22 protein-coding genes and 2 tRNA genes are annotated in these 19735 nt (G+C 46.5%); 21 read left to right on the top strand and 3 right to left on the bottom strand.

What is annotated here, in order from left to right; translation table 11 throughout:
* Positions 1-10 precede the first annotated feature (10 nt).
* The 4 genes from TW89_RS00115 to TW89_RS00100 all read left to right on the top strand — a co-directional run bounded on the left by TW89_RS00115 (position 11) and on the right by TW89_RS00100 (position 3570).
* Positions 11-1534 (top strand): cytochrome b, encoded by a 1524-nt coding sequence (locus TW89_RS00115; protein WP_432757665.1) that lies wholly within the window; start codon positions 11-13, stop codon positions 1532-1534.
* Positions 1535-1548: 14 nt separating this feature from the next.
* Positions 1549-2337 carry a cytochrome c1 gene (locus TW89_RS00110; RefSeq protein WP_180947878.1) on the top strand — a complete coding sequence of 263 codons (789 nt, stop codon included), beginning with the start codon at positions 1549-1551 and terminating at the stop codon, positions 2335-2337.
* A gap of 211 nt (positions 2338-2548) precedes the next feature.
* Entirely contained in the window at positions 2549-3154 is a 606-nt protein-coding gene (locus TW89_RS00105; RefSeq protein WP_039861850.1) for a glutathione S-transferase N-terminal domain-containing protein, read from the top strand.
* A gap of 11 nt (positions 3155-3165) precedes the next feature.
* A complete protein-coding gene (locus TW89_RS00100) occupies positions 3166-3570 on the top strand; it encodes a ClpXP protease specificity-enhancing factor (protein WP_049335344.1) in 405 nt (134 codons plus the stop codon).
* 146 nt (positions 3571-3716) lie between these two features.
* Here the strand turns inward: TW89_RS00100 and TW89_RS00095 are convergent.
* The 3 genes from TW89_RS00095 to TW89_RS00085 all read right to left on the bottom strand — a co-directional run bounded on the left by TW89_RS00095 (position 3717) and on the right by TW89_RS00085 (position 5131).
* Positions 3717-3792 (bottom strand) — tRNA-Ala (locus tag TW89_RS00095).
* Between the two features lie 6 nt (positions 3793-3798).
* Positions 3799-3875: transfer RNA gene (locus TW89_RS00090), tRNA-Met, on the bottom strand.
* Between the two features lie 104 nt (positions 3876-3979).
* Positions 3980-5131, bottom strand: coding sequence for a class I SAM-dependent methyltransferase (locus TW89_RS00085; RefSeq protein WP_128580146.1), 1152 nt, complete (start codon positions 5129-5131; stop codon positions 3980-3982).
* A 402-nt stretch (positions 5132-5533) separates the two neighbouring features.
* Here TW89_RS00085 and mraZ point away from each other — a divergent pair, with 402 nt between their 5' ends.
* The 17 genes from mraZ to TW89_RS00005 all read left to right on the top strand — a co-directional run bounded on the left by mraZ (position 5534) and on the right by TW89_RS00005 (position 19709).
* Positions 5534-5989 (top strand): division/cell wall cluster transcriptional repressor MraZ, encoded by a 456-nt coding sequence (gene mraZ / locus TW89_RS00080; RefSeq protein WP_039861849.1) that lies wholly within the window; start codon positions 5534-5536, stop codon positions 5987-5989.
* Positions 5986-6948 carry a 16S rRNA (cytosine(1402)-N(4))-methyltransferase RsmH gene (gene rsmH, locus TW89_RS00075; RefSeq protein WP_128580145.1) on the top strand — a complete coding sequence of 321 codons (963 nt, stop codon included), beginning with the start codon at positions 5986-5988 and terminating at the stop codon, positions 6946-6948. Before mraZ ends, rsmH begins: the two co-directional genes overlap by 4 nt.
* Before the next feature lie 63 nt (positions 6949-7011).
* Positions 7012-7275, top strand: a complete 264-nt coding sequence (gene ftsL / locus TW89_RS00070) for a cell division protein FtsL (protein ID WP_003681879.1) — start codon at positions 7012-7014, stop codon at positions 7273-7275.
* A gap of 78 nt (positions 7276-7353) precedes the next feature.
* The gene (locus TW89_RS00065; RefSeq protein ID WP_070826304.1) at positions 7354-9102 is read left to right on the top strand and encodes a peptidoglycan D,D-transpeptidase FtsI family protein; all 1749 of its coding nucleotides are present in this window, start codon (positions 7354-7356) and stop codon (positions 9100-9102) included.
* Between the two features lie 26 nt (positions 9103-9128).
* Positions 9129-10607: a UDP-N-acetylmuramoyl-L-alanyl-D-glutamate--2,6-diaminopimelate ligase gene (locus tag TW89_RS00060; RefSeq protein WP_128580144.1), complete on the top strand. Its 1479-nt coding sequence runs from the start codon at positions 9129-9131 to the stop codon at positions 10605-10607.
* Between the two features lie 180 nt (positions 10608-10787).
* Complete coding sequence (locus TW89_RS00055; RefSeq protein ID WP_128580211.1) at positions 10788-11309, top strand: M23 family metallopeptidase; 522 nt, start codon at positions 10788-10790, stop codon at positions 11307-11309.
* 24 nt (positions 11310-11333) lie between these two features.
* Entirely contained in the window at positions 11334-12188 is an 855-nt protein-coding gene (locus tag TW89_RS00050; RefSeq protein WP_128580143.1) for a peptidase, read from the top strand.
* 40 nt (positions 12189-12228) lie between these two features.
* Positions 12229-12735, top strand: coding sequence for a hypothetical protein (locus tag TW89_RS00045; RefSeq protein WP_128580142.1), 507 nt, complete (start codon positions 12229-12231; stop codon positions 12733-12735).
* A gap of 273 nt (positions 12736-13008) precedes the next feature.
* Positions 13009-14376, top strand: coding sequence for a UDP-N-acetylmuramoyl-tripeptide--D-alanyl-D-alanine ligase (locus TW89_RS00040; RefSeq protein ID WP_128580141.1), 1368 nt, complete (start codon positions 13009-13011; stop codon positions 14374-14376).
* Positions 14377-14408: 32 nt separating this feature from the next.
* Entirely contained in the window at positions 14409-14810 is a 402-nt protein-coding gene (locus tag TW89_RS00035) for a hypothetical protein (protein ID WP_128580140.1), read from the top strand.
* Between the two features lie 16 nt (positions 14811-14826).
* Positions 14827-14976, top strand: a complete 150-nt coding sequence (locus tag TW89_RS11670; protein WP_003748282.1) for a hypothetical protein — start codon at positions 14827-14829, stop codon at positions 14974-14976.
* Between the two features lie 100 nt (positions 14977-15076).
* Entirely contained in the window at positions 15077-16159 is a 1083-nt protein-coding gene (mraY, locus tag TW89_RS00030; RefSeq protein WP_003685861.1) for a phospho-N-acetylmuramoyl-pentapeptide-transferase, read from the top strand.
* A gap of 115 nt (positions 16160-16274) precedes the next feature.
* Positions 16275-16763, top strand: a complete 489-nt coding sequence (locus TW89_RS00025) for a group II truncated hemoglobin (RefSeq protein WP_128580139.1) — start codon at positions 16275-16277, stop codon at positions 16761-16763.
* Between the two features lie 67 nt (positions 16764-16830).
* A complete protein-coding gene (locus tag TW89_RS00020; RefSeq protein ID WP_128580138.1) occupies positions 16831-17634 on the top strand; it encodes an SEL1-like repeat protein in 804 nt (267 codons plus the stop codon).
* A gap of 83 nt (positions 17635-17717) precedes the next feature.
* Positions 17718-18860 carry an SEL1-like repeat protein gene (locus tag TW89_RS00015; RefSeq protein WP_265511050.1) on the top strand — a complete coding sequence of 381 codons (1143 nt, stop codon included), beginning with the start codon at positions 17718-17720 and terminating at the stop codon, positions 18858-18860.
* Between the two features lie 88 nt (positions 18861-18948).
* Positions 18949-19611: a tetratricopeptide repeat protein gene (locus TW89_RS00010; protein WP_128580137.1), complete on the top strand. Its 663-nt coding sequence runs from the start codon at positions 18949-18951 to the stop codon at positions 19609-19611.
* Positions 19611-19709, top strand: a complete 99-nt coding sequence (locus TW89_RS00005; protein WP_225522165.1) for an SEL1-like repeat protein — start codon at positions 19611-19613, stop codon at positions 19707-19709. Before TW89_RS00010 ends, TW89_RS00005 begins: the two co-directional genes overlap by 1 nt.
* Positions 19710-19735 lie beyond the last annotated feature (26 nt).

Genomic DNA, 19735 nt, shown 5'->3' with positions numbered 1-19735 from the left:
AACGATAATTATGGCAAACCAAACCAATAGCAAAGCAAAAGCATTGTTAGGCTGGATGGACGCTCGCTTCCCTCTGTCTAAAATGTGGAATGAGCATTTGGCTCAATACTATGCGCCGAAGAACTTCAACTTCTGGTATTACTTCGGCTCTTTGGCCCTGCTTGTCCTTGTGATTCAAATCGTCAGCGGTATTTTCCTGACCATGAACTACAAACCGGACGGCAACCTTAACGCCTACCATTTGCCTGCTGCCTTTACCGCAGTAGAGTACATCATGCGCGACGTGTCCGGCGGCTGGATTATCCGCTACATGCACTCCACCGGCGCATCTTTCTTCTTCATTGTCGTTTATCTGCACATGTTCCGTGGTCTGATCTATGGTTCGTACAAAAAACCTCGTGAATTGGTGTGGATTTTCGGTTCCCTGATTTTCTTGGCATTGATGGCAGAAGCCTTTATGGGTTACCTGTTGCCTTGGGGTCAAATGTCCTTCTGGGGTGCGCAGGTAATTATTAACCTGTTCTCCGCCATCCCTGTTATCGGTCCTGATTTGTCCACTTGGATCCGCGGTGACTTCAACGTTTCTGACGTTACTTTGAACCGCTTCTTCGCCCTGCACGTTATCGCAGTACCTCTAGTATTGCTCGGCTTGGTTGTGGCTCACATCATCGCCCTGCACGAAGTGGGTTCTAACAACCCTGATGGCGTTGAAATCAAGAAAAACAAAGACGAAAATGGTATTCCACGCGATGGTATCCCATTCCATCCTTACTATACCGTTAAAGACATCTTGGGTGTTGTTGTATTCCTAATTGTCTTCTGTTCTGTGTTGTTCTTTGCACCTGAAGGCGGCGGCTACTTCTTGGAAGCGCCAAACTTCGATGCAGCAAATGCGCTGAAAACACCTCCTCACATTGCGCCGGTATGGTACTTCACTCCGTTCTACGCAATTTTGCGTGCGATTCCTTCGATGGCAGGTACTCAGGTATGGGGTGTAATCGGCATGGGTGCAGCAGTTGTGTTGATTGCCTTGTTGCCTTGGCTAGATAAGTCACCTGTAAAATCTGTTCGTTACCGCAACAACTCTTTCAAAGTAATGTTGGCGTTGTTTGTTGTATCTTTTATCGGCTTGGGAATTTTGGGTGCATTGGTAGCAGATGATACTCGTACAGCTTTTGCTCGTGCATTCAGTGCATTCTATTTCTTGTTCTTCATCGGTATGCCTTTGCATACAAACCCTAAATGGTTGACTGAAAAAGCTGGTGGTATTAAATATTTAATCAGTCTGTTTGTTTATGCAGCTTTAATTATTTATAACCTGTATTTAGTTGCAGTCTTGCCAAATTACATCGTTAAGGCGTTCGTTTTGGCTTACACTGTTTTCTTTGCAGCTATTCCATTCTTGAATGCGTTTAATATCGAAAAAGATACACCTGAACGCGTAACCATGAGCACTACTAAACAAAAAATTATGTTCTTTGTTTACGTCGGTATTACCGTTGTTGGTGCTTACTTGTTTGCAACCAATATCTGATGAGGGCAGCGAAAATGAAACAAACTCTGAAAAACTGGTTTGCTGCCTTATTGCTGGCAGTGCCTATGAGTGCAGCCGTCGCCAGCGGCGGCCATGCAAACTACGAAAAAGTCGATATCGACCTGCGTGATCAAGTCAGTCTGCAGCACGGTGCGCAAATCTTTACAAACTACTGTTTGTCTTGCCACTCTGCAAGCGGTATGCGCTTCAACCGTCTGAAAGATATTGGTTTGACTGAAGATGAAATCAAGAAAAACCTGATGTTCACAACAGACAACGTTGGTGACGTAATGGTAGCGGCAATGGATCCGAAAGATGCCTCCAAATGGTTGGGTGCGCCTCCGCCGGATTTGACCCTGATTGCTCGTTCTAAAGGTGCAGACTACCTGTACGCTTATATGCGCGGTTTCTATAAAGACCCAACTCGTCCGAACGGTTGGAACAATACCGTTTTGGCCGGCGCGAGTATGCCTCACCCATTGTGGGAGCAACAAGGTGTTCAAGCCGTTGAGTTGGATGCCAAAGGTCAGCCCGTTATGATTAAAGACGAGCATGGCAACCTGACTCCTAAACTGTATTGGGAATCTACCGGTCTGCACAGCCGTCGTCTGCCTAACGGTAAAGTAATCCAAAAAGAGTACGATGCTTATGTGCGCGATTTGGTAAACTACCTGGTATACATGGGTGAGCCTGCTCAATTGCAACGCCACCGTATCGGTTACATGGTTTTGACATTCCTGTTTGCCGTAATGTTGCCGTTGGCGTACTTCCTGAAAAAAGAATTCTGGAAAGACGTTCATTAATTCTTTTGAATCAAAAAGGCAAGCCTGTTTCGGGTTTGCCTTTTTTTGCTTGATTAATTTATGTTGAATTAATGAAAATCTAAAAATTTCTTAATGTAAACAGTGTGTTATTTTAAATTTATGGATTAAGTATTTGAAATTATGTATAATTCTTTCAGAATTTTTATAAGGCTTAAGGCCGTCTGAAAAGATTGATCAGGAGTAGAAGATTATGATGACTTTGTATTCGGGTATTACTTGTCCATTCAGCCAACGTTGCCGTTTTGTGTTGTATGAAAAAGGCATGGATTTTGAAATCAAAGATGTGGACGTGTTCAATAAACCCGAAGACTTGGCTTTGATGAATCCGTATAACCAAGTACCGGTCTTGGTTGAGCGTGATTTGATTTTGCATGAATCAAACATCATTAACGAATACATTGATGAGCGTTTCCCTCATCCTCAGTTGATGCCGGGTGATCCTGTTATGCGCGGTCGCGGCCGTTTGGTGCTGTACCGTATGGAAAAAGAACTGTTCAGCTTGGTGCAAGTGTTGGAAAACCCTGAATCTACCAATAAAGAACAGGCTAAAGCGCGGGAAGCTATTGGCAATGGTTTGACACTATTGGCACCGTCTTTTACTAAAAACAAATACATCTTGGGCGATGACTTCTCCATGATTGATGTTGCCTTGTCTCCGCTGTTGTGGCGTTTGGACTATTACGACATCAAACTGGGTAAATCTGCTGCGCCTTTGCTGAAGTACGCCGAGCGTATTTTCCAACGCGAAGCCTTTATTGAAGCATTGACGCCGGCTGAAAAAGCCATGCGTCGTTAAGGGACGGATCTATGGCAACTTCAACCAAACCGTATTTGTTGCGTGCTTTGTATGAATGGTGTTTGGATAATAACCAAACACCGCATATCGTAGCTTGGGTAAATGAACATACCCGTGTGCCGATGCAGTATGTACGCGACAATGAGATTGTTTTAAATATTGGCCCTACTGCCAGCCATAACTTGAATATCGACAACGAGTGGGTCAATTTTTCTGCACGCTTTTCCGGCGTAGCGCACGAGATTTGGATTCCGGTCGGTCATATTGTCAGTATATTTGGCCGCGAAAGTGGAGAGGGTATGGGGTTTGAGGTAGAACCATATCAGCCTGCTTCTATCGAAGCTGCAGTGGCCGAAGATAAAAAAGCTGAATCTGCGGAAGAAAAACCGAAAAAAGTATTGAAGCTTGTGAAGTAATTAAAAGACAAGAGGCCGTCTGAAATGTTTCAGACGGCCTTTATTGATTGGGTATTGAGGTGGACAAAATTAATGAGCAATCAGTTATTAATTAAGATTAAGCCAAACAAAAAGCTCTTGTGTTTAACAAGAGCTTTTTTGTTTAGTGGTGGAGGTAAGCGGGATCGAACCGCTGACCTCTTGCATGCCATGCAAGCGCTCTACCAACTGAGCTATACCCCCGAAATTTGGTGGCGAATCAGGGACTCGAACCCCGGACACAAGGATTATGATTCCTCTGCTCTAACCGACTGAGCTAATTCGCCGTTTCGTGAAGTCGCTATTATAGTTTTTTTTGAATATTTGGCAAGCGCTAATTTTGCTTTTTTTATTTCTTATTGTTTTTAAAAATAAAAAGTAGGTTGTCAGGCTATAGCTTATGGCAAATATCGCCGTGGCTGAAGCCTGTCCAATCGATATCGATGTCTTTGCCAAAAGCGATCACTTTAAAAAGTTCGCCCATTTCGTGTTGATGTATCAGTTTCTGTACTGCGGCGGCAGCTTGGATATATTCAACCGAATCCGGGCTGCCGATTTGTGCCAGTAGGTCAGTGATGCCGAGATTGAGCAGGAAATAAGATTGGGGCAGGTAGCCGATTAAGTCCAAACCTGATTCCGTGCCGGCGCGTGCGATATCGGTGAAATTGACGTGCGCAGTCAAATCGGTCAGGCCGATATTGAAAAATGGGTCGTGGATAGTGTGGTGGCGATGGTGGCCGATAAATGTGCCTTCTTTACGTTGCGGATGGTAATACTGAGCGGCATCGAAGCCGTAATCGATAAATATCATGCCACCGCGCTGTAATTTGGCTGCTAGGGTTTGGATAAAGGCATATTGTGCCGGATGCAGCTCGCTTGTGTATGAAGGAAGGGGAGGGAAGTACAAGGCGGCTGTTTGCGTAAGTTTGGCTTGGGCCAATGGTCTGATGGCTTCGATTAGCTCGTCATTCTCTAGGCTCACGCCGATTTGTTGAAACCCTTCATCTTGATAAATCAAGCGTTCAACTGGCATGGCATCCAATACTTCGTTGCCGATGATGATGCCGTCAAAGTGTTCGGGTAATGTGGTGAGGTGGATGACTTTTGCGGCTGTTTCGGGAGATGTGTGCTCAAGAATGTGTTGACGTTGTCTTTCTGCAAGCTCTGCCGATAGCTCGATAATGTAGTAATGATTCAGGCCGTCTGAAAGATTTTGCAAGAGTGTGGCAGCGAGATGACCTGTACCTGCACCAAATTCGTAGATATTGCCTGCTGTTTGCGGCAGTAATTCGGCAAGTTGTTTGGCAAGGGTTTGTCCGAATAAGGGGGAGAGGGTTGGGGCAGTAATGAAGTCGCCGTCCGTACCAATTTTATGGCTGCCTCCGCTGTAATAACCGTATTGAGGTGTGTAAAGGGCAAGCTCAATAAAACGGGAGAAGGGTATCCAGTTTTGATGTTGTTCAATTTCGTTTTTTATGAGCTTCGTCAGGTGTGCTGAAGAGGCTTGTGCATCAGTGGAAGGGAGGGGGAGTTGTGGCTTCATGACTGTTAGATAATGTAAAAAATTTGAATTTGTTTGTATATTATAGCCCCTTGTGAGAGGGGTGGTAATCGGGTGTAAAAATACTATATGTAGTATTTTAAAAACATAAATAATACTAGATATGGTGTTTTATGCCATATAAAATGGCTGGCATATTAATTTGTCATGCATTTTTGTATATATAAGCTATTGAATTTTAAGTATTTAGTGTTTCATTTCAGATAAAGGGTTGATTTGACCTGATTGCCAAAATTTCTTATAGTGTCGGTTAGTGGGGCATAGTGGGTGAAAGTGGTTACTTTTTCCCAAAAAGTGTTCCGTAGAAGTGAAAACGAAATATTTTAGGAAGGTGGGATTTTTAATCCCACTCTAGTTTTATTTTAATCGAATTTGGGGTGTGATGTGTTTGGCGGTGCTCATGAATTGAGTATGGACAGTAAAGGGCGGTTGGCGATTCCTGCCAAATTCCGCGATATTTTGCTGCGCCGTTATACGCCTGCAATTGTGGTCACACTGGATTCCCGAAAAAAATTATTGATGTACCCCGAGCCCGTTTGGGAAGAAAAAGCCGAGCAGATTTTGAAGTTGAAAGTGGCCGGCAATGAAGCTTTGCAACGGTATCAGAATTTGCTGCTGCACAATGCGGAGATTTTGGAGTGGGATAGCGCCGGACGCGTTTTGATTCCGGCCAATCTGCGCAAACGCGTAGATTTTGAAAAAGAAGTTACTTTGGTTGGCCGTGCAAACCGTATGGAGTTGTGGGGCCGCGAACATTGGGAAGAGGAAATGAATCAGGCTTTGGATATCGATCCTGATGAATTGGCTTTCCAATTGAGTCAAACGGATTTGCAATTGTGAGTAAAGTTGAAAATTATCAGCATGTTACTGTCTTGTTGCATGAGGCGGTGGATGCGTTGGCAATCCGTGAAGATGGGATTTATGTGGACGGTACTTTCGGTAGGGGAGGGCATTCCCGGCTGATTTTGTCACGTTTGGGTGAGCAGGGTCGTTTGGTTGTTTTTGATAAAGACCCCGAGGCGATTGCGGTAGCTAATGAATTGGCAGAGCAAGATAAGCGCGTCAGTGTCGTACACAATGGTTTTGAAACATTTCAGACGGCCTTGGATGAATTGGGCATCGATAAGATTGACGGTGCGCTTTTTGATTTGGGGATTTCGTCGCCGCAAATTGACGATGGCAGCCGCGGATTCAGTTTCCGCTTTGATGCGCCGTTGGATATGCGGATGGATCCGACTCGCGGGATGTCTGCGGCGGAATGGATTGCAGCCGCATCCGAACAGGATTTACACGAGGTTATTAAGAATTATGGTGAAGAGCGGTTTAGTCGCCAGATTGCGCGCGCCATTGTTGCGCAACGCGAGGAGAGTCCCATCGATACAACCCACAAGCTGGCGCAGCTTGTGGCGCAAAACGTCCGTACTCGTGAGCGCGGACAAGACCCTGCAACGCGCACCTTCCAAGCAGTTCGCATCTTTATTAACCGCGAGCTCGAAGAGGTAGAGGCAGTTTTGCCGCAAGTTGCAGGCCGTCTGAAAGAGGGTGGACGTTTGGCTGTCATTGCGTTCCATTCGCTGGAAGACAGAATTGTGAAGCAGTTTATTAAAAAATATTCGCAACATGCGCCATTGCCCCGTTGGGCGGTGGTTAAGGAAGCGGATTTGCCTCAGCCGCCTTTGAAGGCTGTGGGCAAAGCAATCAAACCGGGTTCGACAGAGACTGAAGCCAATCCGCGTGCGCGCAGTGCAGTTTTGCGTGTGGCGGAGCGCAGTAGCGGCGAATTTTCGGTTATTGAGTAGGGGATGGCGTCTAAACGCTGTCGTAAGAGATAGTCCTGTTGACAGGCCGTCTGAAAGTTTGAGATGGGTAAGTTGAATATTTTATTGCTGGTTTTGGTGACGGTCTCAGCCTTTGCCGTAGTATTTAAGCAAAACCAGTCCCGTTTGCATTTTATCGAATTGGATAAGGCACAAAAACGGGAAATTCAGTTGGAACAGGATTACGCGCGCTTGAAATTGGAGCAGGCTAGGCTGGCAAACCACAAGTTGATTAAAGTGGCGGCCGAAAAGCAACATCTGCTTCCGCCAGGTGCGCATAATACGGCTATGCTGGAACGCAAAAAATAAGAATATAGAGCCTTGCATTGGTGCAAGATTTACGGGATTTGATGGCTCACTGAGCAGCTAAGTCATGAGAAGTTCAACATGTTAATTAAGAACGAATATAAACCTCAAATGCTGTCTGGAACAACAAAAACGAAAAAGCCGCTGACAAGTAACGGGCGAATCGGTTTGGTGTTGGGCGCTGTTGCGCTGGCATTTACCGGTCTGTTGGTGCGCGGGGTTTATCTGCAAACCAGTCAGCATGAATTTTTGAAAAATCAGGGCGACCAACGTTTTGTGCGTACGCTTCCGCTGCCGGCATCACGCGGTATGATTACCGACCGTAATGGTGCTACATTGGCTTTGAGTGCGCCTACCGAATCATTGTATGCCATGCCTTCCGGTATGGAGGAAATGCCGACTGCAGAACAATTAGAAAAGCTGTCGGCCATTGCTGATGTGCCTGTTGAAGTTTTGAAAAATAAATTGTCTAAAAAAGACAAAGGCTTTATCTACCTGAAACGTCAACTCAGCTACGAGAAAGCAGAAGAAATCAAGGCATTGGGCATTAAAGGCATCGCATTCCAAAAAGAATTGAAACGCCATTACCCGATGGGCAATCTGTTTGCGCACGTTATCGGTTTTACCAATATCGACGGCAAAGGTCAGGAAGGCTTGGAGCTTTCCCGAGAAGACAGCCTGCGCGGTGAAGATGGTGCGAAAGTCGTATTGCGTGACAACAAAGGCAATATCGTTGACAGCCTCGATTCTCCACGCAACAGCGTGCCTAAAAACGGTCAAGATATGATTTTGTCTTTGGATCAGCGTATTCAAACGCTGGCTTATGACGAGTTAAACAAAGCTGTGGCTTATCACAAAGCCAAAGCGGGTACCGTTGTGGTATTGGATGCGCAAACCGGCGAGATTTTGGCTTTGGTCAACAGCCCGGCTTACGATCCGAATCAGCCCGGCCAAGCCAATAGCGAACAGCGCCGTAACCGCGCCGTAACCGACATGATTGAACCCGGTTCTGCCATGAAACCGTTTACCATTGCCAAAGCATTGGATTCCGGTAAAGTGGATGCAACCGACACATTCAATACTCTGCCTTACAAAATTGGTCCGGCTACCGTACAAGATACCCACGTTTATCCTACTTTGGATGTGCGCGGCATTATGCAAAAATCTTCCAACGTCGGTACCAGTAAACTTTCTGCCATGTTTACGCCTAAAGAAATGTACGATTTCTATCACGATTTAGGTGTGGGCGTGCGCATGCATTCAGGTTTCCCAGGTGAGACTGCAGGTTTGTTGAGAAGCTGGCGCAGATGGCAAAAAATCGAACAGGCAACCATGTCTTTCGGTTATGGCCTGCAATTAAGCTTATTGCAATTGGCGCGTGCCTATACTGTCCTGACCCATGACGGTGAATTGTTGCCGGTCAGCTTTGAAAAACAAGCGGTTGCGCCTAAAGGCAAGCGCGTCATCAAAGCCTCTACTGCGAAAAAAGTGCGCGAGTTGATGGTTTCCGTTACTGAAGCCGGCGGTACCGGTACTGCCGGTGCTGTGGATGGTTTCGACGTAGGTGCGAAAACCGGTACGGCGCGTAAACTGGTCAATGGTCGCTATGTAGACAACAAACACGTCGGTACGTTCATCGGTTTTGCCCCGGCTAAAAATCCACGCGTGATTGTGGCCGTTACCATCGATGAACCGACTGCCAACGGCTATTACGGCGGCGTGGTTGCCGGTCCCGTATTCAAAGAAGTCATGAGCGGAAGCTTGAACATCTTGGGCGTTTCCCCGACTAAGCCTTTAAGTAATACCGCTACTGTCAAAGTACCGTCATAATCCAAACAATCAAAGAGATATTGTTTATGTTCAGCAAGTTAACCCCCTTGGCTGAAACCAACTTTCCGCCTCTGCTGTGTGAAAACGCAGCAGGGCGTTTGTTGCATTCAGACAGCCGACAAATTAAACAGGGTGACATTTTCGTTGCCTGCCAGGGCGAATATACAGACGGCCGTAGCTATATTCCTGCCGCCATCGCCAACGGAGCAACCTTTGTTTTTTGGGATGATGACGGCAAATTCACATGGAATTCTGAATGGAACGTTCCCAATCAAGGCATTAAAGATCTGAAACATCGCGCCGGTATGTTGGCGGCGCAGGTTTACGGCAATGTTTCAGACGGCCTTAAAGTTTGGGGCGTAACCGGTACCAACGGCAAAACTTCTATCACACAATGGCTGGCGCAAGCTGCCGATCTTCTGGGCGAAAAAACCACCATTATCGGCACAGTCGGCAACGGCTTTTGGGGCGCATTGGAAGAGACCACGCATACCACGCCAGCTCCCGTTGATGTTCAAACCCTGCTCTACCGCTTCCGCCAGCAAGGCGCAACAGCCGCCGCGATGGAAGTTTCCAGTCACGGCCTTGACCAATCGCGCGTCAACGGCGTGCCGTTTCGCAGTGCAATCTTCACCAACCTCACCCGCGACCACCTCGACTATCACGGCACCATGGAAGCCTATGGTGCCATCAAATCGCGCCTGTTCTACTGGCATGGTCTGCAACACGCCATCATCAATGTCGGTGACGCATACGGTGCAGAACTCGCAGGCCGTCTGAAAAAAGACTGTCCCGATTTAGCCGTTTATGGCTATGGTTTCAGTGAACACGCCGACATCCGCATTACCGATTTCACCGCTTCTTCAGACGGCATGGAAGCCGTATTCCAAACCCCGTGGGGCGAAGGAAAATGCCGTACCCGTCTGCTCGGACGGTTCAACGCGCAAAACCTCGCCGCCTGCATCGCCTTGCTTTGTGCCAACGGTTATCCGCTTGATAAAGTATTGGATGTACTGGCAAAAATCCGCCCCGCCTCAGGCCGCATGGACTGCATCATGAACAGCGGAAAGCCCTTGGTCGTCGTCGATTACGCCCACACGCCTGACGCATTGGAAAAAGCACTCTCCACCTTGCAGGAAATCAAACCGCAGGGCGCGGCTTTGTGGTGCGTATTCGGTTGCGGCGGTAACCGCGATCGCGGCAAACGCCCGCTGATGGGCGCGGCAGCCGTACAGGGCGCGGATAAAGTTGTCGTAACCAGCGATAACCCGCGTTTGGAAAATCCGCACGACATCATCAACGACATCCTGCCTGCCGTGCCTAATTCTGAACGTGTCGAAGTTGATCGTGCCGTCGCCATCCGTTATGCGGTTGAGCAGGCTGCCGCGAACGACATCATTCTAATTGCCGGTAAAGGGCATGAAAACTATCAGGATGTACAAGGCGTGAAGCACCATTTCTCCGATTTTGAAATCGCAGAAAAAGCATTGGCAGAGCGCGGATAAGCCATATCGCAAATGTTCAGACGGCCCGAAACTTTAAGGCCGTCTGAAAAAGATTTAAACCTATACAATAAAAGCAATACGACACACGCATTACGGCACGTCAGCCATTAAACCCATCACAGTTGTTTGTTTCGGAGGACTTTTTAACAAGGCTGTCTGAACAACAAGGAGACCGATTTGATGCTGAAAATGCCGACAAAAACCTTATTAATCAGTGCGGCCGTAGTTTTATTCGCAGGCTGTACAACCAAACAACTTCCGCGTCCAACTGCCGAAATCGAGCAGTTGAGGGCGCAACAGCCTCCTACCGAGCAAAGCCTGCCGAATCCTGTTAAAGGCAAACGTTTTGACGACACTTGGGGCGCAGCGCGCAGTCAGGGGCGCAGGCATGAAGGTGTGGATATTTTTGCTAAGAAAAACACGCCGATACGCAGTACCACGCCCGGCATCGTGACCAAAATCGGACGCAACCGATTAGGCGGTAAAGTTATCGGTATCCAAGGGCCGGGTGCGTGGCATTACTATGCCCACCTCAATAAATTTGCCCGTATCCGTCTGTATGAACGAGTAAAAGAAGGACAGGTCATCGGCTATGTCGGTAAAACCGGCAACGCCAGAACCACACCGACCCACCTGCATTACGGCGTGTATCTGCCGAGTGGCGCGATTAATCCGTATCCGCTGATTAACCAGAGCAGATAGGCCGTCTGAACAAGATTTGAGAATATGAACGCAAAGAAATTGGTTAAGGCAACGAATATCGTCGGCATGGTGGCAGTTGTGCTGCTGGTGTACTGGGTATTTGTTCTGATTTTATCCAATGTTTTCGGGCTTAAGGTATTCCGCGAATACATTACGGAAATTTTCCTGATGAGTATTTTGGGGATTTTTGCCGTGATGGCGGGTGCCTTGATATTGAACATCATGCTGAATTTGACCCGTATCGCCGAGCGAGGACAAGAGGAAGAAAGCAAAGGTGGCCGGAAAATCTTATTTTTGTTGTTGGCAGTATTTCCCGTTTTAGCCACCTTGTTATTTGGCGGAAATTATCTGACTGTTCAGAAAAAACGTCAGATCTTGACTCAATCGCTAGAGCGTATCGTCAAGGATAATCCATCGCAAATCAACGCGTTGGCAGATTATCGTTTTGACTTGGCATACATCAAAAAAGCGGCGTTAATCCTTGAGCTGATGTCGAAGGAAGATTCTGCCTTTAAAGCCGCTACGGTGATTGTGCCGGATACGATCGGTAATAAACAGGTTTATTTGGCTTTCTCAGCTGATTCCCAGTTAAGTGGGATTGATGAGCAGGCACCTAATGCTCAGGGGGTAGGCGATGATAATGGTTTTGTCGTTACTCGGAATGGCAGTAAAGAAACGATCAGCAAAACGCAATATCTTTATGCTCCGCATTTGAGCGAGCGTGAATACTTGCAGAGGGTATTTGCCGGACAAACAAATGAAATACGTTATGAGGCAAAAGACGGCAATTACAGCCTTTGTCACCCCTACCGCCAAAACGGTAAAACCATTGTATTGTGTTTTTCCGATTACCAGCAGTACGGGAAAATCGGTAGTTGAGTGTGGGAAAATCGGTTTCAATAGTACAGGAATACGTCAAGTGAATGATTTACAAGAAATATTGCTGAATAAGTATGTAGAGATTTTAAACAAACCGGAACATCAGAACTTATTGCGTGCAATTAGCAATAAAGACAATAAATTATCCAATATCCATTTGGGCTTTGTCCCTGAGCATTATGAAAGCGCAGAACATAAAATTCTGATTGTCGGTCGAGAAACACGAAGTTGGTACGATAGCAAGAAATTTGATGAATATCATGCCGAAAATGTAAGGCAACTGATGTCGTTAAGCAAAGATTTTATTTGGCGGAATTTGACTGGGGATTTAAAAAGAAACACAAAAGGAGCAACATTTTTCAATTTCGTCCGTAACGTTGCCAAGCGAAGTGGGAATGAAGGCATCTTGTGGGCTAATATTTTTGCGGTGGACTATAAAACTAAACATCCTAAGCATTCGGATTGGTTCGAAGATATAAAAACACTTTCCTGTAAATTACTGCGTACCCAAATTGAAATTTTAAAGCCACAGATTATCTTTTCGTAAGCGGAGACGGCGGCGTAGCGGCGCGGAGGGAGTGCTTTCCTGATTTGTCCGGCTCGGATCAAGGCATAAACGGCTTGAATAAGGGAAAACTGGAAAAATTTCTTTTGAAGGTAATAAGGAAATAATATGTTACCGAGCACCTCATCCCAGTACCAGAAATCGAGAAGGAAGGCGCGCTTTAAAGGTGCTCGTCGAAGAGTTGCTGCCTTCTGCCAAAGTGTAAAATGCCTTTGCAACAAAATGCCTGTTTGAAAAAAACAAACGAAAGAAACCATGAAACCACTAGACCTAAATTTCATCTGCCAAACTCTCGGCCTTCCAATGCCGTCTGAAAATCAACCTGTTTCGCGTATCGTTACAGACAGCCGCGATATTCAGGATGGCGATGTTTTTTTCGCGCTTGCCGGTGAGCGCTTTGACGCGCATGACTTTGTTGAAGATGTGTTGGCAGCTGGGGCAACGGCGGTTGTGGTTTCGCGCGAAGATTGCGCGGCTTTGAAAGGCGCGTTGAAGGTTGACGATACGCTTGCGGCTTTGCAAAAACTGGCGAAGGCGTGGCGTGAAAATGTGAATCCGTTTGTCTTTGGTATTACCGGCTCTTCCGGCAAAACGACGGTTAAAGAGATGTTGGCTGGCGTATTGCGTCATCGATTCGGTGATGAAGCTGTGTTGGCGACTGCCGGTAATTTCAACAATCATATCGGACTGCCGCTGACTTTGTTGAAACTGAACGAAAAACACCGCTATGCCGTCATTGAAATGGGTATGAACCATTTTGGCGAATTGTCTTTGTTGACCCGAATCGCCGGTCCGAATGTTGCTCTGGTCAATAACGCCTTGCGCGCGCATGTCGGCTGCGGTTTCGATGGTGTCGGCGATATTGCCAAAGCCAAAAGTGAAATCTACGAAGGTTTGCTTTCAGACGGCATTGCGCTGATTCCGTGCGAAGATGCCAATATCGCTACATTTGAAGCGGCTACTGCGCAATTGAACACTCAGACTTTCGGCGTTGTCAGTGGCGATGTCCATGCAGAAAATATTGAGTTGAAACCGTTGTCCTGCGAATTTGATTTGGTGCGTGGTAATGAACGTGTTGCCGTGGTATTGCCAGTTCCCGGCCGTCACAATGTGCATAATGCCGTAGCAGCGGCGGCTCTGGCTTTGGCGGCAGGTTTGAGCCTTGCCGAAGTTTCAGACGGCCTGAAAAATTTCAGTAATATCAAAGGCCGTCTGAATATCAAGCAAGGCATTAAAGGCGCGACTTTGATTGACGATACTTATAATGCCAACCCCGACAGCATGAAAGCCGCCATTGATGTGCTCGCCGCTATGCCTGCGCCGCGTATTTTTGTGATGGGCGACATGGGCGAATTGGGTGAGGATGAAGCCGCTGCCATGCACGCCGAAGTTGGCGCGTATGCACGGGATAAAGGCATTGAGGCCGCGTATTTTGTCGGCGACAACAGCGTTGAAGCAGCGGAAACGTTTGGCGCGGAAGGTTTGTGGTTTGCTGACAAAGATCCGCTGATTCAAGTGATGAGCCACGACTTTCCTGAACACGCTACTGTATTGGTCAAAGGCTCGCGCTTTATGAAGATGGAAGAAGTGGTCGAGGCACTGACGGATAAAGAGGTTGTCTGAAAATGGAACAGAAAAGGAAACGGCCTATACTGTTGCAGGTTATCGTTGGGATGATGGTAGTGGCAGCAGTTTTATGGCCGGTTGTAGTGTGGCAGTACATCAAAGATGTAGGGTTTGAGGCAATAAGCGAAGCATACGAAAGTACAAGTGGACGTTGGGGGTGGTTTGAATTTTGGTTAGGAAATTTTCATTTGCTTGTGCAAGTGATATTGATGCTGGTTAGTGCTGTTGGGCTATGGAGAGGTAAGGATTGGGCGCGTAGATTGTGGCTGTATGGCTGTATACTGTATATCGTCTACAATATGGTCGGTTATTTGGTTTCCCCTAGGAATGGGTTTCCATTGTTGGATGTCATTATTCGTGTTGTAATTTGTTACAGCTTGTTTTGTTTACATCCCAAAGATTATTTTCAGACTCAAGAAAATAAAACTTAAGAAGGCCGTCAGAAATATGAAAAAGATTTTACTATTGGCTGGATTGCTGATTGCAGCATTTTATGCCGGAATGAAAGTACAGGCATTTATCTATGAAGATACCTGTTTGGACTTGGGCGGCGGAAAGAATCCTGGAAACTATCCGATTTGTGTGGTAGAGAAATAATCTTACTCAATAAGGCCGTCTGAAATTTCAGACGGCATACCGATTGATTTTTAATTGGGCAATAAGCCCGCTGTAACAACAAAAACAAAAAGGAAGCCCCATGTTTTTATGGCTCGCACATTTCAGTAACTGGTTAACCGGTCTGAATATTTTTCAATACACCACATTTCGTGCCGTGATGGCTGCGCTGACTGCGCTGGTATTTTCATTATTGTTGGGTCCATGGACCATCCGCAAACTGACTGCGCTTAAAGTAGGCCAAGCCGTCCGTACCGACGGCCCTCAAACCCACCTGATCAAAAACGGTACGCCAACTATGGGCGGCTCGCTGATTTTGACCGCCATTACCGTGTCCACAATCTTGTGGGGCAACTGGGCAAATCCTTATATCTGGATTCTCTTAGGCGTCTTGCTTGCTACCGGCGCACTCGGTTTTTATGACGACTGGCGCAAAGTGGTTTATAAAGACCCTAACGGCGTGTCTGCCAAATTTAAAATGGTGTGGCAGTCCAGCGTTGCCATTATTGCCGGTTTGGCATTGTTCTACCTTGCTACAAATTCCGCCAACAATATCCTGATTGTTCCCTTCTTCAAACAAGTTGCCTTGCCGCTTGGCGTAGTCGGTTTCTTGGTATTGTCTTACCTGACCATCGTCGGCACATCCAATGCCGTTAACCTGACCGATGGTTTGGATGGCTTGGCCGCATTCCCCGTTGTACTTGTCGCAGCCGGTCTTGCCATCTTTGCTTATGCCAGCGGACACTCCCAATTTGCACAATACCTGCAACTGCCTTACGTTGCCGGCGCAAACGAAGTGGTGATTTTCTGTACCGCCATGTGTGGCGCGTGTCTCGGATTTTTGTGGTTCAACGCTTATCCGGCACAAGTCTTTATGGGCGATGTCGGCGCGCTCGCGCTTGGCGCGGCGCTCGGTACCGTTGCCGTCATCATCCGCCAAGAATTTGTCCTCGTCATCATGGGCGGCCTGTTTGTTGTTGAAGCCATTTCCGTTATGTTGCAAGTCGGTTGGTACAAACGAACCAAAAAACGCATCTTCCTGATGGCGCCGATTCATCATCATTACGAACAAAAAGGCTGGAAAGAAACCCAAGTTGTTGTTCGTTTCTGGATTATCACCATCGTCTTGGTGCTGATTGGTTTGAGTACCCTCAAAATCCGCTAAATCTCCAAAGGCCGTCTGAAACTTTCAGACGGCCATTATGTAAGGTAAGCATGCTTGCCTGAATCCTACATCTCAAAATAAATCCCGTAATAATCCACACAGAAAGTCCCCAAACATGTACCAATCTTTTGGCGGCGCAATCGGCATCCGCACCCTGACCGACCGTTTCTACGATTTGATGGAACTCGAGCCGAAATACCAAACCTTGCGCCAAATGCACGGCGAAGACATGACCCTGATACGCGAAAAACTCTACGAATTTTTTAGCGGCTGGCTCGGCGGCTCGCAACTTTTTGTCGAAAAATACGGCCATCCCCAACTGCGTGCCCGCCATATGCCTTTTGCCGTCAACGTACAAGTCCGCAACGAATGGATCGCCTGTTTTGCCCAAGCCATGAGCGAACTGGACATCGACAAAGTACTTGCCGAACCGGTGTTAATCCAAGTTTTTGCGATGGCAGATTGGTGTCGTAATCAAAACGAAGACGGTGTCGAACCGCCAATGCCGCCGATGGCGGTTGATCCATGGGTACGCGCACCGGAATTGCAGCAGATTTTGAGTAGCTACGGTGTGAATAGCTTTTTTAAGGAATTCACTAGTTAAGGCCGTCTGAAACTTCTTGGATAAAACAGGAACAATAATTTAAAAGTAAAAAGTAATAGGTTTTAAAATGAATAAGTGCTTTAAAATAATAATGTTGGGCATGATTGCCTTGAGTTTCAGCCAACTAGTGTGGGCGGATAATGTTCCTAATTTTCAGGAAACCTTACGGGCGGCAGAACAAGGAGTTGTTGCCGCCCAATACAATCTTGGTCAGATGTATCGTAACGGACAAGGTGTCCGTAAAGATTATGCTGAAGCGGTTAAATGGTATCGCAAGGCAGCAGAACAGAAGCATGGCGCTGCACAACACAATTTGGGCGGAATGTATGCCTATGGACTGGGTGTCCGTCAAGACTATGTTGAGGCTGTAAAATGGTATCGCAAAGCAGCAGAACAGGGTTATGTAGAAGCCCAAAACAATTTGGGTGTGAAGTATAAGGAAGGACAAGGAGTCCGCCAAAACTATGCAGAAGCAGTCAAATGGTTTCGTAAGGCGGCAGAACAGGGAAATGCTTCATCACAAAACAATTTAGGTTCGATGTATGAAAAAGGACAAGGTGTTCGGGAAGACCATGTTGAAGCGGTCAAATGGTTTCGTAAGGCGGCGGAACAGGGGGGTGCCGAAGCTCAAAATAATTTAGGTACGAAGTATGCTAATGGGCAAGGTGTTCACCAAGATTATGCACAGGCATTTAAATGGTATCGCAAAGCGGCAGCTCAGGGAAATATCATTGCACAATACAATTTAGGTGTAATGTATCTAAAAGGGCAAGGTGTACGTCAAAGTAAAATAGTTGCTAAAGAATGGTTTAAGAAGGCTTGTGCTAATGGAGACAAGCAAAGTTGTGATGTTTATCGCCAATTAGATTAGACAGGGTATTGAATTTTGCTAAGGGCCGTCTGAAAAAACTAGGATAAAACAGAAATAATAATTTGAATGTAATGGATTTTAGAATGAAGGTTTCGATGAAAAAAATAATAATGGGCGTGATGGCTTGCTTTGGGTTAGGGCAGGCAGCTTTAGCTGAAAGTATTCCGGATTTTAAGAATATGCTGAGAGCTGCGGAGCAAGGAGACCCAGAAGCTCAATTAAGTATTGGAGCAATGTATGCCAATGGACAGGGTATTAATCAAGACAACAGACTGGCAGTGCAGTGGTTTCATAAGGCAGCAGAGCAAGAGAATGCTCAAGCTCAATTTAACTTGGGTGTAATGTATCAGCTAGGGCAAGGTGTTGGTCAAGATTACGTACGGGCGGCGGAATGGTATCGTAAGGCTGCCGCACAGGGTGATACTGGAGCCCAAAATAATTTGGGCATGCTGTATCAAAATGGACAAGGTGTTAATCAAGACTATGCTCAAGCTGCAAAATGGTTTCATAGGGCTGCGGATCAGGAAAATACAGATGCTCAGTTAAATTTGGGTATGCTGTATGCTAATGGGCAAGGTGTTAGCAAAGACTATGAGCAGGCGTTGAAATGGTTTCGTAGAGCGGCTGATCATGGAGATGCCATAGGTCAGTATAATTTAGGTGTGGCATATGCTAACGGGGAAGGAGTACATCAGGATCACATACAGGCTATAGGATGGTATCGTAAAGCTGCGGAACAAGGGAATGTAGATGCACAATATAATTTAGGTGGTATGTACGCTAGCGGAAAAGGTGTAAGACAAGATTATGTGCAGGCGATTGAGTGGTACAGAAAGGCAGCAGAGCAAGGTGATATGGTTGCGCAATTAAATGTGGGTGTAATGTATGCTAATGGCCAAGGAGTTGAGCAAGACTACGTACAAGCTGTGAAGTGGTATCGCAAGGCGGCAGAACAAGGAAATGCCAAAGCTCAATTTAATTTGGGTGTAGTGTATGCCACTGGGCAAGGAGACCGTCAAGACTACGTACAAGCAGCACAGTGGTACCATAAGGCAGCAGAACAAGGCTTAGCTGATGCTCAATATAATTTGGGTGAGATGTATTATTACGGACGAGGCATTCGTCAAAATCATACTCTTGCCAAGGAGTGGTTTGGTAAGGCATGTCAGAATGGATTGCAACAAGGCTGCGAGGCGTATCGTCACTTGGATGGTGCAGAATTTTGAATCAAAGGCCGTCTGAAAAACTAGGATAAAACAGAAATAATAATTTGAATGTAATGGATTTTAAAATGAATAAATTATTAAAAAAATAATGAGAATCCTATTATCTTTGTGCTTGGTGCAGGAGGTTTGTGCGGATAATGTGCCGGATTTTCAGGAAACGCTTCAAGCTGCAAAACAAGGGTATGCTCCTGCTCAATATAATTTGGGTCTGATGTACACTCAAGGACAAGGAGTCCGTCAAGACTATGTCGAAGCAGTCAAATGGTATCGCAAGGCAGCAGAGCAAGGGCATGTTGATGCCCAAGTGAATTTGGGTGGGCTGTATGCTGATGGGAGAGGAGTCCGTCAAGACTATGTCGAAGCAGTCAAATGGTATCGTAAGGCAGCAGAACAAGGGGATGCCGTTGCCCAATATAATTTAGGTTTAAAATATGCTGATGGGCAAGGAGTCCGTCAAGACGATGCACAAGCGGTACAGTGGTATCACAAGGCGGCAGAACAAGGCTTAGCTGGTGCCCAATATAATTTGGGTGTGGCTTATGAAGAAGGACAAGGAGTCCGCCAAGATGATGCGCAAGCAGTGCAGTGGTTTTACAAGGCAGCAGAGCAAGGGGATGCTTATGCACAATATAATTTGGGCGTGATGTATGACAATGGGCGAGGCGTCCGTCAAGATGATGCACAGGCAGTGCATTGGTATCGCAAGGCGGCAGAACAAGGCTTAGTTGGTGCCCAATATAATTGGGTGTGATGTATGCCCAAGGTCAAGGAGTCCGTCAAGATGATAAGCAGGCAGTGCATTGGTATCGTAAGGCGGCAGAACAAGGAGATGTACAAGCTACAATATAATTGGGTGGATGTATGCCAAGGCAAGG

The organism is Neisseria flavescens (genome assembly GCF_001618065.1).
Taxonomy (GTDB): domain Bacteria; phylum Pseudomonadota; class Gammaproteobacteria; order Burkholderiales; family Neisseriaceae; genus Neisseria; species Neisseria flavescens_A.
The sequence above is the reverse complement of the archived record's forward strand: the minus strand, read 5'-3'. Positions and strand labels throughout refer to the sequence as shown.